Origin of the sequence: Chitinophaga sp. W2I13 (assembly GCF_050434005.1) — a bacterium.
Taxonomy (GTDB): Bacteria; Bacteroidota; Bacteroidia; order Chitinophagales; family Chitinophagaceae; genus Chitinophaga.
Genome location: NZ_JBNPWD010000001.1, coordinates 4,998,335 through 5,015,818 on the forward strand (window position 1 = coordinate 4,998,335; position 17,484 = coordinate 5,015,818).

General features: G+C 44.9%; 15 protein-coding genes. 12 read left to right on the forward strand and 3 right to left on the reverse strand.

Annotation, left to right across the window (positions count from 1 at the left end; genetic code table 11):
- Nucleotides 1-54 precede the first annotated feature (54 nt).
- Complete coding sequence (locus QFZ48_RS20735; RefSeq protein WP_429050177.1) at nt 55-423, forward strand: DUF7674 family protein; 369 nt, start codon at nt 55-57, stop codon at nt 421-423.
- 325 nt (nt 424-748) lie between these two features.
- Here QFZ48_RS20735 and QFZ48_RS20740 read toward each other — a convergent pair whose 3' ends face one another.
- Nucleotides 749-1,024, reverse strand: a complete 276-nt coding sequence (locus QFZ48_RS20740; RefSeq protein ID WP_429050175.1) for a transposase — start codon at nt 1,022-1,024, stop codon at nt 749-751.
- A gap of 698 nt (nt 1,025-1,722) precedes the next feature.
- Here QFZ48_RS20740 and QFZ48_RS20745 point away from each other — a divergent pair.
- From QFZ48_RS20745 to QFZ48_RS20770, 6 genes are all read left to right on the forward strand, one after another.
- Complete coding sequence (locus QFZ48_RS20745) at nt 1,723-2,298, forward strand: hypothetical protein (protein WP_429050174.1); 576 nt, start codon at nt 1,723-1,725, stop codon at nt 2,296-2,298.
- Between the two features lie 3 nt (nt 2,299-2,301).
- Complete coding sequence (locus tag QFZ48_RS20750; RefSeq protein WP_429063408.1) at nt 2,302-2,949, forward strand: hypothetical protein; 648 nt, start codon at nt 2,302-2,304, stop codon at nt 2,947-2,949.
- On the forward strand, nt 2,928-3,722 hold the full coding sequence (locus tag QFZ48_RS20755) for a sensor histidine kinase (RefSeq protein WP_429063409.1): 795 nt from the start codon (nt 2,928-2,930) through the stop codon (nt 3,720-3,722). The genes QFZ48_RS20750 and QFZ48_RS20755 overlap by 22 nt, the downstream gene beginning before the upstream one ends.
- Before the next feature lie 11 nt (nt 3,723-3,733).
- On the forward strand, nt 3,734-4,405 hold the full coding sequence (locus tag QFZ48_RS20760; RefSeq protein ID WP_429050170.1) for a response regulator: 672 nt from the start codon (nt 3,734-3,736) through the stop codon (nt 4,403-4,405).
- A gap of 282 nt (nt 4,406-4,687) precedes the next feature.
- Nucleotides 4,688-6,826: a hypothetical protein gene (locus QFZ48_RS20765; RefSeq protein ID WP_429063410.1), complete on the forward strand. Its 2,139-nt coding sequence runs from the start codon at nt 4,688-4,690 to the stop codon at nt 6,824-6,826.
- Nucleotides 6,827-7,562: 736 nt separating this feature from the next.
- Nucleotides 7,563-7,703, forward strand: a complete 141-nt coding sequence (locus QFZ48_RS20770) for a hypothetical protein (RefSeq protein ID WP_429050165.1) — start codon at nt 7,563-7,565, stop codon at nt 7,701-7,703.
- Nucleotides 7,704-7,857: 154 nt separating this feature from the next.
- Here the strand turns inward: QFZ48_RS20770 and QFZ48_RS20775 are convergent, their stop codons facing one another.
- Both QFZ48_RS20775 and QFZ48_RS20780 read right to left on the reverse strand, forming a co-directional pair.
- Nucleotides 7,858-9,405 (reverse strand): glycoside hydrolase family 43 protein, encoded by a 1,548-nt coding sequence (locus QFZ48_RS20775; RefSeq protein ID WP_429063411.1) that lies wholly within the window; start codon nt 9,403-9,405, stop codon nt 7,858-7,860.
- A 222-nt stretch (nt 9,406-9,627) separates the two neighbouring features.
- On the reverse strand, nt 9,628-10,164 hold the full coding sequence (locus QFZ48_RS20780; RefSeq protein ID WP_429063412.1) for a hypothetical protein: 537 nt from the start codon (nt 10,162-10,164) through the stop codon (nt 9,628-9,630).
- A gap of 145 nt (nt 10,165-10,309) precedes the next feature.
- On the opposite strand from QFZ48_RS20780, the gene QFZ48_RS20785 reads away from it, so the two are divergent.
- The 5 genes from QFZ48_RS20785 to QFZ48_RS20805 all read left to right on the forward strand — a co-directional run bounded on the left by QFZ48_RS20785 (nt 10,310) and on the right by QFZ48_RS20805 (nt 17,472).
- A complete protein-coding gene (locus QFZ48_RS20785; protein WP_429063413.1) occupies nt 10,310-11,083 on the forward strand; it encodes an SDR family NAD(P)-dependent oxidoreductase in 774 nt (257 codons plus the stop codon).
- A gap of 71 nt (nt 11,084-11,154) precedes the next feature.
- Nucleotides 11,155-12,072, forward strand: a complete 918-nt coding sequence (locus QFZ48_RS20790) for an AraC family transcriptional regulator (RefSeq protein WP_429063414.1) — start codon at nt 11,155-11,157, stop codon at nt 12,070-12,072.
- A gap of 152 nt (nt 12,073-12,224) precedes the next feature.
- Nucleotides 12,225-12,815, forward strand: a complete 591-nt coding sequence (locus QFZ48_RS20795; protein WP_370907745.1) for an RNA polymerase sigma-70 factor — start codon at nt 12,225-12,227, stop codon at nt 12,813-12,815.
- Nucleotides 12,816-12,910: 95 nt separating this feature from the next.
- Nucleotides 12,911-13,900: a FecR domain-containing protein gene (locus QFZ48_RS20800; RefSeq protein ID WP_429063415.1), complete on the forward strand. Its 990-nt coding sequence runs from the start codon at nt 12,911-12,913 to the stop codon at nt 13,898-13,900.
- Nucleotides 13,901-14,073: 173 nt separating this feature from the next.
- Entirely contained in the window at nt 14,074-17,472 is a 3,399-nt protein-coding gene (locus tag QFZ48_RS20805) for a SusC/RagA family TonB-linked outer membrane protein (RefSeq protein ID WP_429063416.1), read from the forward strand.
- Nucleotides 17,473-17,484: the final 12 nt, after the last annotated feature.

The window sequence follows — 17,484 nt, forward strand, 5'->3', positions numbered from 1 at the left end:
TTTGCATAAATTGGCAACACAAAAAAATACCACAAAAACAGTTCATTTGCAGCTATGAGCGTTTGGAGAAAAAAGGCAATGGAATGTCTCCCTGAGTTTAAAAAGGAGTTTCAAAAGCCAGATATTTCGATTTACGATGTTTTTATTGAATTGTTGCCCGCGACAGTAGCAGCACATAGAAATAATGACATAGAGCAGCTCAAAAGGAGTTATGATTTTGCTGAATGGTGTTTTAAGCAAAAGACAAAGGATTTATGGAATGCCGCCAGTGTAGCTTTTTATGAACATTTAGGAGACAAAGAGGAAACCAGTGAAAAAATACAGAAATGGGTGAAAAGGGATATTTATAACCAAATAAGGCCACTTCTGGAATTAAGGCTTGATGAGTACAAGTTAAGAATCATCGATACGCGCTACGGTTGACAATAGGAAATTATAGCGGATTCTTTTGAGAGTAACAGAATTCTTTTATATTTTTGTATCACATACCTGACGATAACGGTCAGACGTTATTAGGTTAGCATAACGGTTAGCAATAAACGCTCACCACTATCAAACACCCATTCTACAAGGCATTACGAAGATACGTGCTACTCCCAAGGGGATCACTGGAAAGTTTCAAAGCTCGCGCTGGTCGCGGGCTTTGTTGTTTTGGTCTATTTGTTAGTCTATCAAAGTGCGGATTCGTGTTTCGTAGTTACTCAGTTTTATTGGATCAAGTTGAAAACTTGGGGGATGGTCATAAATTTTAAGCATAGAGTTTAGTTAATCTATAAAGAAAGAACTCTACATCCCGTACCCCTCTTAGCGCATTTCTAAAGGACTTTATTTTTGCATTGAATGATTCTGCAGCCGCATTGGTAGCTCTTTTGTTGAAGAAGTTGAGAATACCCAGATAATGAGTTCTTATCGTTCTGGCAACGGTCCTGAAGGATAATAGGAACTGAATTAGCGTTTCCTCCTTTGGGACATGTATTAACAATTGATTTTGATGGGCAATTACCCTACCATCAAGAGATAACATCTTTCAAGGATTACAAATTTGATGAAACTACTTCATTTGATTTCAGAGTATATCGTCTACCAACATATCTTCCATTTTTATTGGACTATCGCGACAAGGAAACAATTAAGAAGTCAATTGATAAATCATTATAATTCGCAGTTACTGAATTAGGTGGATCAAGTCTTTATCATTTAAATGACTTGGCGACTCCTACTGATTTGCTGCTAGAGGGCTTAATCACCAGGCTAATATATAGCCAGAAATAATAACGTCATTAAAGGAAACCGTAAATACTCCTAAAATATGAAAGGCATAGACTGCAAGGGCGTTAGCACTTACTGTTCTTTTTAGTTTTCCCTGTAAGCCTTTTTATTCATAAATTACTTTGCCTCTCAGCTTACGCGGCAAACGCGCAGAGCTTTCCATGTATCAGTATGTAACCCCACACTAAGGAATGCGGCTACCCAATCCGTAAAAGGAAAATCTGAAGAAACGCAGGCAATTAGCATCAGGTTTTACTTTGTAAAATTGCGCCTGATCGCAGACTGAGAAGAAATGAGTATTTTTGAAAACCAGGTATTATTGTCTGTTTTGAGAAAAGACGCAGGTATTTATACCTGTTTTTGTGGCCCCCGGGCGTCAGCGACATTTTTTGTAATTACATTACAGCATCTTTGTCTTGCACTATCAACCAAATCCTATAAAATAAACTTAAAATGAAGCAACACCTCTTTCCTCTTATCCTGGTGCTGGGCCTCTCCACCGCCGGATGTAAAAATCAGCCGTCCGCCGGCACAGCTAAGCCGGAAACCTCCACCCGAAATGATTGCAACCAGATCACAGATAGTGTAGGCCGTGTATTGGTGAACCTCGTAACAGCCCGTCAGAGCATTCAATCATACGACAGCCTTTGCCGCATCCACTGGAAAGGTACTGCACCGGTAGAATCCTATACCATCCGTGCGGTAGATCTCCTGGCTGCCATGGGGCTGCCCCCGGAACTCGCCGATTCGTCTATATGCCGGTTCAAACACATCCGGGTGTATCTTGGGTTTCAGGAAAAGGTAGGGTTCAAGTTGTACCTCGTACCGGTAGATAATGCCTGCCTGAAAGGCAGGGACCCCAGCAAGTGGAACGCTGGGGTGGATGTTATACTTGACAAAGGTGCAAATCCCATTCTCGCAAATATTGATTCAACAGGAACAGCTGCTTACGACCAGTACGTACTGGATCTCAACGCCCCTTGTCCGAATACCTGCCCACAGCCAGGCCCCCTTAAAGTATACCGCTGATATATGAGCTTCTCAGAAACGATAATACTGTTATCACATGTACCCGTTTTACTCACTGTAGTATATGCTGCCGTGCACTACAGTAAATTGCCCCGTGAGCTGAAAGTGTTCTCCTGGTTTATTTTCCTGTCGGGCGTTATACAATTCACTTCCCTGGCTTTCTGGTTCGTCAGCAAAAACAACATGCCGCTGCTGCACATATACGTAGCGGCAGGATTCCTTTGCCTGGCATGGTTCTATAACACCTTGCTCAATGGATTCATAGATGCAAGAATAATATGGTCCATCGCCATATTATTCTTGCTCTTTACAACCATCAACTCCTTGTTCATTCAGCCTGTTCATACTTTCAACTCTATCGCATTAACGGTAGAGGGCATTCTCATTGTGATCCTGGCATTGTTCACTTACCGGTTCTTTCTGAGTGATATTGTAAAAGAAACAAGCGGCCGGAATATCAGCAGTCTTAACTGGATCAATTCAGGATTGTTTATCTATTATTCTTCCAGCATACTGATATTTTATTTTGGCGCTGTTATCACTGCTTTCAGCAGGAACCTGAATTTGTACACCTGGGTATTTCACTCATTCTTTTCCATTGTCATGTACACCTGTTTTTTTATCGGCCTATGGAAGCGATCAAAGACCTGAGTTTTTTAAATGCATTGCTGCCACTGGCGGTTATTGTGTTCATCATCGGTATTGGGGTAGTGTTCCTGAACCTGCATTTTCAAAAGAATTTGTCTGTGCAGAAACTCAGACAGGAGGCATTGAAGAGTAGCTACCAACAGGACCTGCTTCGCTCAAATATTCATGCGCAGGAAGAAGAGCGTAAACGTATTGCACAAGACCTGCACGATGAATTGGGAGCGGTGATGTCTATTATGCGTATGCATATCATGGTACTCGAACAGCAAAGTGCTGATGACACAAAGCAATTACAGGCGCCCTTGCAGTATGTTCGTCAATTGTCGGAGACGGCGCTGGCTAGTGTGAGAAGTATCAGCCACCGTCTGATGCCGCCACAGCTGGAATCTTTCGGCCTGAAGGCCGCGCTTGAGTCGGTAACGGAACAGATCAACAGTGCCGGTGAAATAAAGATAGAACTGGGTTGTGAAGCCCCCATGGACGACCTGCCCTGGCTGATGAACCTCGGCCTGTTCCGCATCATCATGGAAATGATCAATAATACGTTCAAACACGCTGGCGCCAGATCGATAAGAATAGATCTTTTCCGGCACGGCCAGGAACTGGTATGTTATTATACAGATGATGGGAGAGGACTGTCAGGTGGTAATGCCAACAAGGGCCTGGGTCTCAAGAGTATTGAAGGCCGGGTGAATTCGCTCGGAGGAAAACTGGAAATGGGCAACCAGGAATCAGGCGGATACTACGCCATTGTCCGATTAACATTACCTGCATAATACTTTACCATATGAAAAAAGAGATCAACATCGGATTAGTGGAAGACCAGGTGCTTTTCAGAGAGGGGATGAAAGCGATTATCAATACCTGGCAGGATATGAAGGTGATATTTGAATCTGCTGACGGTTACTCTGTGCCGGATAAATTACGCCAGGCGGCTGTTCTCCCGGACGTGATGCTGGTGGACCTGTCCCTGCCTCCGGATGGGGACAAAGAATACAGCGGTCAGCACGTTACCCAGGAGCTCGCGGTTACCTATCCTGAAATGAAGATCCTTATCCTGTCGGTCCATGATGATGAGAATTTCATTAACCAGTTAATTCAATGCGGTGCACATGGGTACCTGGTGAAAGACAGTGCGCCACAGGAAGTACAGGAAGCCATTATTGCTGTGTACACAAAAGGATCTTACATCAATGAGCGCGCGTTAAAGGCCTTGCAACTCAGAACGGTGAGAACTGTCAGGAGCAGACCGCAGAACCTCTCCATCACCAAAAGAGAGGAAGAGATTTTGCAGCTGGTATGCAGACAATATACCGCAGAAGAGATTGCGCAGGAACTTTTTATCAGCGTAAAAACGGTCAATGGTCACCGGAATAACCTGCTGCAGAAAACAGGTTCACGTAATGTTACCGGTTTGGTATTGTATGCCATCCGGAATAATATCGTATCGTTGAAATAGTATTGTTATTTACGCTCGTGAGTCACCGCATCATCATATTCACCACAATCAGATTCTCAACTGCAAAAATAACAGCATATCTTGTCAAAATCCTGCTTGTTACACCATTATTAATTTTTAATCTTTACTGATTGTTCCGGAGAGAATAAAGTAACGATGATGAATAAAAAGATATTTTTTGTTTTGCTGGTAACGTTATATAGCTGTAGCCTGTACGCGCAGTGGGATTTTCGAACCAACTATTTTAAGATTCATATTGATAAGCGGGGCTTTATCACCAGTATGAAGAATATCACGGTGAGACCGTACCGGGAATTCAGCCCGGCAGATAAACCATCGCCGCTGATGCAGCTGTACGATGGCAAGCAATATTATGAACCGGTAAAGGCATACTACCAGCCATCGGATAAATTGATTTCACTAACTTATTCCAATGGGTCAATAGCGCAGGTGCGCCTCACGCAGCATGCGAAGTACCTGAAACTCACCTTGCTATCCTTATCTTCCAAAAACAGTATTGAAGGCATTCAATGGGGGGCATATCATACAAATATCAACAACCTTTTAGGAGAGATCATTGGTGTTGCAAGAGATACCACGGCAGCCGTAAACTACGCGATAGGCATGCTGGCGCTGAATGACAACACCCTGGGAGGTACCATAGCAACAGTGGGAGACGCCGCGCCGTTTCAATATATCATTCATACACCGGATGCAAAGCGATTCCCATTGCCGGATACCCTGCATGAAGGTCAGGTATTTAGTTTGGGCGGAAATGGCATCAGCGATGTGGCGTTTTATGCGCACAAGGAGCCGTGGTACCGGATTATGTATGGTGATGCAGCACAGGTAGATGAACAGGGACGTATTTCTGTTTCTTATCAATCCAGGGATCGCTCCCGCAAACGGGAAATTTTGTTTTCACTGATCCCGCATATGGCCGCAAATAAGCCCAATCACATTGAGGTGCAGCCATTAGCCGGTGTTGATTATATTGGTTCTTCCGTAGCCTTATGGGGCAGCCCGGATAGTACGGCACTCCTGGACGTGCTCCAGGGAATTGTTATATCGGAGAAATTACCTCATCCTGTCATTAATGGTAAGTGGATAAAAGACCCAGCTTCTTTTGTGCCGGACGCTCTTACCGACGGTGGCTTATACGACAGCATCATATCTTATACCGCCCGCCTGGGATTTAAGGCGATTAGTTTATACGACCAGGGATTTTTGAGACCAGACAGGGGAACTAACGGATATATGGATGGTAGCAGATTTGAAAGGAAGCCGATAAAAATGACGGCCAGTAACAAATCGCACAAGGAATTTGCAGCACTGGCTGCCCGGCAGGGTATCCTGATCGGCAGAACGCCTATCACCAATTCATTGGCGCCTGGCACCATGGATGCCAGTCCTTTTCCGAGCGACAGCCTGTGCTATCAGCAAAAGCGTTTGCTTATCCGCAAGCTTAGTCCTGGGGATACGGTTATCCTTGTAAATGATCCAAAATATATGGATGAAATTGCCAGTTGGGAGGGACATTGCGAAGACTTGAATATGATAAAGATCGGCAAAGAGCTGATACATTACCTGGGTGTATCGGATCAGCCGCCATACCGGTTGCTGAACGTGAAGCGTGGCTACTGGAATACAGTTCCGGTAAGCCATGAGGAAGGGGCTATTGTTTACAAACTGCAGGTGACCGTTAATTACGGATATGACGGGGTGATCCCAAACATGCAACTGCAGGATGAGATAGCAAAGTATTATGGAGAGGTGTGTAAGATCAATGGTTTGGCTTACTATGATTTCGACGGACAGGAATTCCTGTTCAATAACGGGCATGGTTATTACTCCGCCAAAAGATTCTTCCGCAAAATGTTTGAACATGCCCGCACAGTTGGCGTGCCATATATCCGTTTCACCGGTGCTACATTGTCGGAAGGCTCCTGGCATTACCAGAGCATCTGGAATGTTGGCGGAGGAAAAAACCTGTATGATGTTGATACCAGGGAGTGGGGGAGCACTACCAGCCAGGGAAAAGATCTGCGTGACGTAACATACGCCAATTTCTTCCCGGTGGGCATGGGCGGGAACTTTCCTATTACGGCCAAATCCACGGTGGAGCAGTACGAGCATATACAAGCCATTTCTGTGGGGCTGGGTACTACATATAGTATGCGGCTGAACCAGAAAGAGGTGGAAAGTTGTCCGCAAAAAGACGCCATATTTAAAGTTATCCGGACCTGGGAGGATGCACGCGCTGCCAATGCATTTCCCCGCCAGGTAAAGATACTGCTGGCCGATCCGGCTAAAAGTTGGAAGCTGGAAGTTGGGAACGACAAAAATACCTGGAGATTGTATGAAGTTACCGGGGGAACCAAATCACAACCAATACAATTAAAAAGAGCGAAAGGATACTGAAATACGGTTTAAAAAAAAGTAAAGAAGGTGTAAATAGCGATTAAAGATGATCACACTAAATACCGGCGTGATCATCATTAACCTCCAGGCTATAAAAAAATCACGCGTTCAGCGTAAGACGACTGGAAGGCACACAACTGCAGGGCAAACAGTTGTCTTTCCCAGGTTGAACCATTGTAGAATGGATATATTTAATTTCGCCTTGTTGCAATTTTGTAAGGCGGGTTCCACAATCTCCAAAGAGACAACCTGAGGAGATATTAATATTATTGGCCTCTGCAAATTCCAGGATAGACCGGTAACGCTGGTCCCAAAGTAGTTTTTTCCCCGATTTAATAAATTCTATCATCAATTCACTGGATTCCAGGTTGTTTTGTTCCGGGACCAGGGTATCATTCTCCGATACCGGGTAATTGTACCAAAGGATTCGGTATGAATATTTAACGCAGATACACCTGCCGTCTCCAATGCTCCTGTGATGGATGGGTGGTTTTTAGATGAGTGTAGGGAGTACATTCTTCCGACCAGCCGCAAATTGTTCATTCTGCTTCTTGTATACTAATGTATTCTTATCATTTTTTGCCATTTTATTTACTGGCGTTGAATTTTTTAAGGAAGATGTTTATAGACCTGGAATATTTATCCGGGATCTTACGGAAAACCGTAAGTATTCCGATTGATAGTCTGTTATATTAGCAAAGTATAAACAAACTTCCAAAATTTAAAAACGTTCACTATGGGAAAAATTGAAGCTATTAAACCAGGGCCAAAACCAAAGAAAGACAATGATGAATTAGATAAAAGGAGAAGAGTTACACCTGAGAAAAAGCCTGACTATCCTCCTTTAAAACCTCACAAGCACAAGCCCAGGGATTGAGAATGATTTAAAAAGAAATTTGGCTAAGGATTTAAATCTTAATCAGCTATCAATAGCATAGCAGTTTTAAATCCGCCAGTGAGTGGGTCGAATTTTGCATCATAGGATTTATAAGCGTGATACAATTGTATCGCGCTTATAAATTAATGCCAGGTTACCGCCGGAACCAATTGATATCTACATGGCCGCCAGCCGCAAGTGTTGATGGATTGGTATTGAAATTAAATAATGCAAACCGGTTGGCCGTCCAATCGAGTCCCAGGCCCATTTTTAATTCGCTTCCAATAGGAAGAAAATCCTTACCATTAGTACTGTAGAAAAAAGTAGCAACAAAGCCTTTTTCTCTTGTAACGGATTTAAACCAAATTTTAGGCTGCTTTAAATTAATAACTGATACGGTACTATCATTCATTGCCATAATAATTTCTTTTCTGCCTGCAGCTTGCCGGACGGCCACATAAGCATAGGGAACCTGGAATATACCCAAACCGGCGACGTCATTATCTTTCATTCCACTGATATCCATTTCTATTGTCCCTTCGGAATACGGACCTTCTACCCGCTGAGTCAAAGTGTTGATGGCATGAAACAGGGTGGAGGCTTTGCCCGCTTTTAAGCGGAGATACCCCGGTCGCTCAGTCAATGACCATTTACTATTATCAGGATTATGGTTCCATTGCCATTGCAATGCCAATGAAGTAGTGTCGAATTCATCAGAGCTGGCAGGAACAGTAATCGGGGAGGAGTTTCCTGTAACCGGTTTTGGGAATGTATCTACCCCTATCCCTTTTTTACCAAATACCGGCCAGCCATCTTCCCAGGTAACCGGTTCCAGGTTTGGCACACGCCCGATAGGACCGCGATCCTGCATAATAATAGCCCACCAGGAGCCGTCTTTCAACTGTACCATGCCACCCTGATGTAAGCCATTGCCGGGATAAGTATGATCATCCTGCATGATTACTTTCGATTCATAGGGGCCATATATGCTATCTGAACGCAAACAAACCTCCCGCCCCCGCGTGCCACCAGTAGAACCAAGTATGTAATATTTGTTATTGACTTTGTATAGATGCGATCCTTCAAGATAGGGAAAAGCAGGATTGTCGTAGATCTTCCGCTGCGGAACTTTCACGGACTTCGCATCGCTATTTAGCGCTGTGATATAAAGCGTTTGCTGTCCATGCACAACATATACTTTGCCGTTATCATCAAAAAAAAGTCCCGGATCATACAGGTACTCATTGAATATTGTTCTTGTCCACGGGCCGTTTATGCTTTTGGCGGTACAGATGGAAAAACGCCCTTCCTTTGTTGCCATCTTAGGTGTGCAGAATCCCACATAAAAGGTGCTGTCGTGATAGCGGATGGTGGCAGCCCAGGAGCCGCTCAGATACATATCTCCACCCTTCATGTCATAACGTGGATCTTCCTCATACCGTGAAACGGCATAGCCCCCCATTTCCCAGTTTACCAGGTCCTTGGAAACCGCAATAGGGCAACCGGGTACATAATGCATACTGGTGGAAATGAAGTAGAATTTATCGTCCACCCGGATAATGTCAGGGTCGGGCCAGTCGCCCCACATGAGCGGATTAGTGAAATATCCATTGCCCAGATCCGGTGTCCAGCTTTTTGTAATTTGTGAGGAGGCGGTAGTGAAATACCATAGCAATGTAAATAATACTAAGATTTTTTTCATCGATCACTGTATTTGTTTTTCCGGTAATGTTATTCCCCGGTATTGCGTTCATGTTCACGGCGAAATTATATTAAAACAATCGATGTTCACGTGGAATTTATGACAGAGGCAGCCCCTGCAAAAATAGCATTGGTAATGGTCAAATTAAGCGTTGTGTAAGAGAGCGGGTAATGCCGGGATTTCTTAACAGGTATTAAGAATCAGCCATAATGCGCGGGCACTTTATCTATGTTTACTCATATTAATGACCCTTTCAATTCGTGGCCGGTTATATCGTTGAAGCAAAATAGGGTATAGATTGAATAATATATTCAGTACTAACAACCACAGTGATTTGAGAAATCCAAATTTAAATGCCACGAAAATATTAATCACCAAAACTATCATCAAAATAATGATATGCCCTAATTCAGATTGTTTTGTCCGGTAGTGCAGATGCATTAAAGCTTTGGTATTCTTTTCCACCGGGCTGGATTTTTTGTTTAGTTTTTCCCAGCCAATCCAAACCAATAATTTTCTGAAAATATTTATTCCAAGAGACTGATATATTTTCCCTCCCTGTTCCCATGGCCTTTCGTTATAGTAAGGGGAAGTAAGCGGGGCTTTCAATGTTTCCGTAAAGAAAAGCACGCAGCCCATCAACAGGAAATTAAGCGCCCAGGCAAATGCAAAACCTTGCATCCCAACGTAATAAATGAGGGCATAGGTTGAGGCAATGGTGATGATTACAATGAAAATTAAAATCAGGACTTTCCGCATTGATTACTATCGTTAAGATGATAAGTTGTTGCACAGCGCACGAATATAAGGAACTCTTTCATTTTGGTTATGGATATCCTTGATTCGGTTATCATGGAAAGATGATGATTCCTGAGTTTTGCATTGTTTATTAATCATCAATATTATGGAAAATCAAATCAGATCGTCAGCAAACAATCAACTTGTAGCACTTGTAACAGGCGCCAACCAGGGCGTTGGATTTCAGATCGCTAAAGCGCTTGCTGCCAACGGCTATACCGTATATGTTGGCTCACGTAATCAAAGCAACGGAGAAAAAGCGGCGGCCGAAATTGGTGGCAATGCGTATGCTATTCAACTTGATGTTACCCTGAAGGCAACAATCGATGCAGCAGTAGAACGTATTGAAAAGGAACAGGGGCGCCTGGACCTGCTGGTTAACAATGCGGGCATATCTCATGCGGGGAAGCCGGGCAGGACGCTGGAGGAGATAATGGAAGCTGGCCGTGCTACCACCGCTTCACTGGATGAAATCCGCACTGTATGGGAAACCAATGTATTTGGCGTCATTGCTGTTAGTCAGGCCATGCTGCCTTTGCTCCGGAAGTCAACGGCCGCACGCATTGTGAATGTATCCAGCGTATTGGGTTCTCTTACCTGGATTGCCGACCCCACCTGCTGGGCAAGGGATCACTTTAACGTTGTTTACGCTGCCTCCAAAACGGCCCTCAATGCTGTTACCATGGCTTTTGCCATCGAGTTGGAAAAGGAAAACATTAAAGTCAATGCAACAAGCCCCGGCTATACGGCCACCGCACTGAATAATTTCCAGGGCACTGATTCCGTTGAAGTAGGCTCGCGTGAACCGATACGCGTGGCACTTGAAACCGATGGTCCGACCGCCAGCTTTACGGGGCCTGATGGCCCTTCGCCGTGGTAATTGCAGCACAGTAAAATTAATTAATGACCGGTGGCCGAAATAGTCACCGGTTAAAGTTATTATCTTTAATTATGAAAAATGAACAGCCCAAACTCCCTAAGCTGGACTCCATAGCGGAACTTCACCGCCAGCTGGGGCTTCCCGGTCCACGGCATCCTATCATCAGCTTATTGGATGCCACAAACGGTGAAATCGATATGAGCCGGCTTCCAGGCGGTTATATCTCAGGTTTCTATAAGATCTCCTTTATCACCGAACTGAAAGGAAAGTTCCGGTACGGTCAGGGCTATTATGATTTCGACGAAGGTAGTCTCTTGTTCACTGCACCAAACCAGGTTGTAGGTGCTACAAACAACTACCAGGGTAATAAAAGTTATTCGCTGATCATCCATCCGGATTTCCTGCAAGGCTATCCATTGGCCACGAAGATCAAAAACTACGGCTTTTTCTCTTATGCTATCAACGAAGCGTTGCACCTTTCTGAACAGGAGAAGTCAACTGTGCTTGCCATTTACAAGATTATCGGGGAAGAGCTGAATAGCAGGATCGATGAATTCAGCCATGAGGTAGTTATCGCCCAGATTGAGCTGCTGTTGAGCTACGCTAAACGATTTTATAATCGCCAGTTCCTTACGCGGAAGGTTGTTACAAATGATTTGCTCCAGCAACTGGAAGAACTGCTCAATACTTATTTTGAGCAGGACAAGCCGGCCAGTGATGGCATACCCACTGTTAAACACCTCTCCGAGCAACTCAACTTTACACCGAATTATCTCAGCGATATGCTCCGGTCACTTACCGGACTGAATGCGCAACAACATATTCATCAAAAACTCATCGAAAGGTCCAAAGAGCTGTTGTCTACAACAAATCTCACCATCAGTGAAGTGGCTTATGAGTTAGGCTTTGAGCATCCTCAATCATTCAGCCGCTTATTCAAAATGAAAACGAAGCTGTCGCCCCTGGAGTTCCGGCAAACGTTTAATTAATAAGTGGCCATATTATTTCAGGGCCAAAACGCAAAGGCGCAACACGCATTTCGATGCAAACAGGGGAGGGTATCCGCCCGGTTACCGGTATTGTATTTTAATATTATTATCATTATCTTGGATGAATTGTTTCAAAACACTTTTGTCAAGCCATGGGGGAGCCTGTAGAGGAAGGGCAAAAAGCCACCACGTTAGTACAGCCGGAAGTTACCGATCTGGAGCTGGTATTTAAAGAGTGCTATGCAGTTCTCCTGGCGTATGCCTGTAAATTCGTGTTGCGCGAAACCGCTGAAGACATCGTACAGGATGTTTTTGTACAAATACACCGGAAAAGTGCCTCCCTCCAATTAACCTCCAATATCAAAAGTTACCTGTTTCGCAGTATTCATAACAGTTGCCTGGATTATATTAAACACCAGGCAGTGCATCAGCGGTATGTGAATGCCGCATTACCGGGTCTTACGGCCGCCGAACTGGACTATTTTAACCCGGACAGTCCCCGGCAAAGCCTCCTGGAGCAGGACAACCTGGAGGCCAGCGTGTGGCGGGCCATACAGGAATTGCCGCCTAAATGCCGGGAAGTGGTAACGCTCCGTTACCTGCAAGGGCTTAAAACCGGCGAAATCTCTGCTGTCATGGGCATCTCTTCCCGCACGGTAGAAACACAATTATATAAGGCGATTAAGCAACTCAGAGGAATCGTCAGGAAAGTGAACTACCTGTTTTCTTTTATTTTATTGTAGCCTGTAATCCCGGTCATCCCCTCTTTTCTTCTTTCTAAAAAAAATTTTAAAAAAGAGTACGTAGAAATTATCTCCTTGTCGTCTAATTAAATGACATGTCACTACACCATAATACAAACGAATTGGATTATACGATCTTAATAAGGTTTATTGAAGGGAAGGCAAGCCCTGAGGAAACTGAGGTAATAGTCGCCTGGCTGAAGGCTTCCCCGGGCAACCAGGCGTTGTATTTCCAGGTAAAAGACATCCTCGACCAGGAATTGGCGGCTAAAATTACGGCAGCCGATGCCGATCAAAGCTGGCAGCGGGTATTGGCTCAGTTGTCGGCAGCAGATCAGCCGGTAACAACTGTAAAGAAACTTAGCTGGCTGAAGTATGCCGCGGCAATCCTGCTGCTGATCCTGGCTGGAGGCACAGGAGTTTACCTGTTTATGCATACCGGCTCCCGGCCCGCAGCCCTGGTAACACTGGTGCATAAAAAAGCATCGGTACAAATGGTGCTGCTGCCAGACAGTACCCGGATATGGGTAAAGCCCGGCGGACAGGTGAAGATGCGGGATATAAAAGAGGGAGACGGACGCGAAGTATGGCTGGAAGGCAGCGCCTATTTTGAAGTGGTGAAGAAAGCGCAAACACCATTCAGGGTGCATGTGCCAGGCATGACAGTAACGGTATTGGGAACTTCTTTCACCGTAAACGAAGATAAACGCCACACGGCGGTAGTGGTAAACACAGGGCTGATCAAAGCAACCGCCTTTAACAGGGAATTACTGCTGCATCCCGGGGAAAGAGGGATGGTGGTCGACAGCCAGATACAGATGGATCATATCAACCCGCAGTTATATGCCGCCTGGAAAGATGGTGATTATAAATTTGAAAACACAACTATAGATGAAATAAAAGAACTATTGTACGCGAACTATGGATACCAGGTAGAAATATTACAACCAAAAAAATTCCGGGGCACCCGGATCAGCGGACGTGTGCTGATAACAGATGACATAAGTTTATGTAAGGCGCTGGGAGCTATGCTGGAAGCAGACGTGCGGAAAGATGGCCACCGGATTATTATTCAACCAAAATAAGCATGGTGAAAGAGACTGTATCACCTCCGTTATCTGAACAGATACGTTTTTTATAACCATATTGAACAGGAACAAATTGAACAGCAGCCACGTGTAGCACGGTAATCTCATTCCCATTTTAATGAAGTAGTTTTTTAAACCAATATGTAGTCTTTAACCAAAATTTTTCCGTTATGAAATTTGGATCTCTACGGCATTGCCTGAAGGGAGCGACTGGCCTGTGCCTTGTACTGAGTGCGATAACTTCGTCTCTGCGTGCACAGGATGCCATGGCCGGCATCCAGGAACAAACCCGGCAGGAACGCAGCAGATACAGCCCTTCCGATCCGGCCAGGTCGCAAATGATATTGCTGAAGGATGTGCTGGAAAAAATTTATACAAAATATCAGCTCAGGATTGCACTAAACGACAAGTATGCAAAAGATATTTATCTGTCTGACAAAGTATTAAAAATGGATGCCGAAAAGGTAGTGCCGTTTTTGCAGAAAATGTTGCAGGGGCATAGTCTTAAGCTGGATGCAATAGGCCCCTCACAGTATGTGATTACATCGGCGGAGAATCATGTTGCGGTGCGTAAACCGGTGGTGAAGCTGAAAGTATCCGGTACCGTAAAAGATAAACTGGGCGCCGCATTGGTAGGAGTAACCGTGAAAATCCTCGGTACACCAACGGGGACTACCACCAATGATAAAGGCTACTATGAACTGGATGTGGAACCCACCGATGTCCTTGAATTTTCTTACATCGGTTACCAGTCGCAGCAAATCCCCGTCAGGAATAAAGTAGATATCAACGTGGAAATGCTGGCCAAGGAAGGCGGATTGAATGAAGTAGTGGTGGTAGGGTTTGGTGCACAAAAGAAAATAAGCCTGGTAGGTGCGCAGTCTACCATCAAACCGGAAGAACTGAAGCTGCCGGTGAGAAGCCTGACGAATGCGTTGGGTGGCCGCCTGGCAGGGATTGTTGCGGTGCAAAGGAGCGGTGAGCCGGGCTATGATGGCTCTGATATCTGGATTCGTGGTATCTCCACTTTTGGTTCCAGTCCGCGCGGTCCGCTCGTGATCGTAGATGGTGTGCCCGATCGTAGTATCAATGATCTTGACCCCGAAGATATCGCCAGTTTTACGGTGCTGAAAGATGCTTCCGCTACTGCCGTATATGGCACCCGTGGCGCCAACGGCGTTATCCTGGTAAATACCAAAACCGGTAAACCGGGAAAACCGCAAATCAACGTGGAACTCAACCAGGCCATCACAAAATTTACACAGCTGCCTGAGTTTGTGGACGCCCCCACCTTTATGAGATTGTATAACGAAGGTTTGGAGATGAGAGGAAGGACACCGCTTTACTCAGAAGAGCGGATACAACAACATGTTTCCGGTGAGGACCCGGATCTCTATCCCAATGTTGACTGGTTCAAAGTACTGTTTAATAAATGGGGACAAAGCAGAAGAGCGAACCTGAATGTACGCGGAGGATCCGAATTTGCTACCTATTATATTTCTGCCGGTTATTATTCAGAAGTGGGTTTGCTGAAACGGGATCGTGTGCAGTCCTATAATTCAGATATAAAACTGGATCGATACAATTTTACCACCAACGTAGATGCCAATATCACCAAAACAACCAAGCTTGAATTAGGCGTAAACGGTTTTATCATTAACAGTAACTATCCGGGTATTGGTACCGGCGCACTTTTTGACCTGGCTACACAGGTACCACCTCACCTGATACCACCGCAGTATTCCAACGGGGAGTGGCCTAAAATTCCGGGTGGCAGCTATCCCAGTCCATACCGTAACCTTACGCAATCCGGTTATGCTACGGAATACCGCAACACCATCCGTTCCAATATCAGGCTCCGGCAAAACTTCGATTTCATTCTTAAAGGGTTATCATTTACCAGCATGTTTGCTTTTGATGCTTATGGCTGGAATAATCTTAACCGGAAAAGAGAAGTACAAACCTACTATGCCACCGGGCGCGATTCGTTAGGAAATCTTCTTACAAAGATTGTAGACCCCGGGTCCAATGTACTGGGATTCGATGTATCAAGAGGTGGCAACCGCCGGTTTTATACGGAAACCGCGTTAAACTACGCTAACAAATTCGGTGATCACGATGTTTCCGGATTGCTGTTATATAATCAATCCGATTATATTGACGCCGATGCCGGTACCCTTATTTCCTCTATTCCCTACCGCATCAGGGGGCTGAGTGGAAGAGGTACTTATGGGTATAAGAACCGCTATTTCGCAGAAGTTAATTTCGGGTATAATGGTTCCGAGAACTTTACGCCTAATAAACGGTACGGTTTATTCCCTTCTTATGGCGTGGGCTGGGTAGTATCCAATGAAAGCTTTTTTGCCCCGGTAACTAATGTGATCAGCTATTTAAAACTCCGCTATACCTATGGTTTATCCGGGAACAGTAATACCGGATCACGGTTCCTGTTTCTCACCAGGATAAAGAGTGATGGCAATCTTGGCTATACTTTCGGCGTACCGGGCAACACCACCGGCTATGGCGGGTTGGAAGAAGACCAGATCGGTTCCGAGGTGAGCTGGGAAACAGGTAAACGGCAAAACCTGGGTATTGAAATAAAGGCGTTGCATGACGACCTGTCGCTGATTGTGGAATTATTTAAAGAGCGCAGAACAGGCATCCTGCTGCGGCAATATGATATCCCTTACGCTTCCGGTTATACTACCGATAATATCCCTTACAGGAATATAGGTATTACAGAGAATAAAGGAATTGATGTAACCCTCGATTATAATAAATCATTTTCCGGTAACTATTGGGTTGGCTTCCGGGGAAATTTCAACTTCAATATCAATAAAGATGTGTATGACGGTTTACCACCATGGCAGTATCCCTGGCTGAACCGCACGGGCCATCCTATCGACCAGCGTTTTGGTTATGTAGCCCTTGGCTTGTTCACCGATTCCTCTGAGATTACGAGATCTCCCAAACAGGCCGGAGATGTGCGTCCCGGAGATATCAAATACAAAGACCTGAATGAAGACGGTATCATTAACAGCTATGACCAGCAGGCAATAGGTTATGGCTCGGTACCGCGTATTGTGTATGGCGTTAACTTCAGTGTGGGCGCAAAAGGATTTGACCTCAGCCTGTTCTTCCAGGGTGTGGCAATGGTAGATTTTATGTACAGCGGCGGTCATGCCACCAATCCTTTTTACGAAGGACCTACGATCGGTAACCTGTATACCGCAGTAAAAGACCGCTGGACACCCGAGAAAACTGATGGCCGGCCTTTCTATCCAAGAATGTCAACCCGCCAGGATATTACCACCAATTACTACGAAAGCACCTGGTGGCAGAAACGGGCGGACTATATCCGTTTAAAAAGTGCCGAACTGGGCTATACATTCAGCAGCAGTAATCTTCAGCGCTATGGATTGAAAAGTGTACGCACTTATGTGAACGGAACAAACCTGTTTACCATTTCGCCCTGGAAAATATGGGACCCGGAACTGGGCGATGGCAGGGGCACCGCTTATCCCAACATGACTTCCTTCAATTTTGGTATCCGCGCTAACTTCAAATAAAACAGCACCACT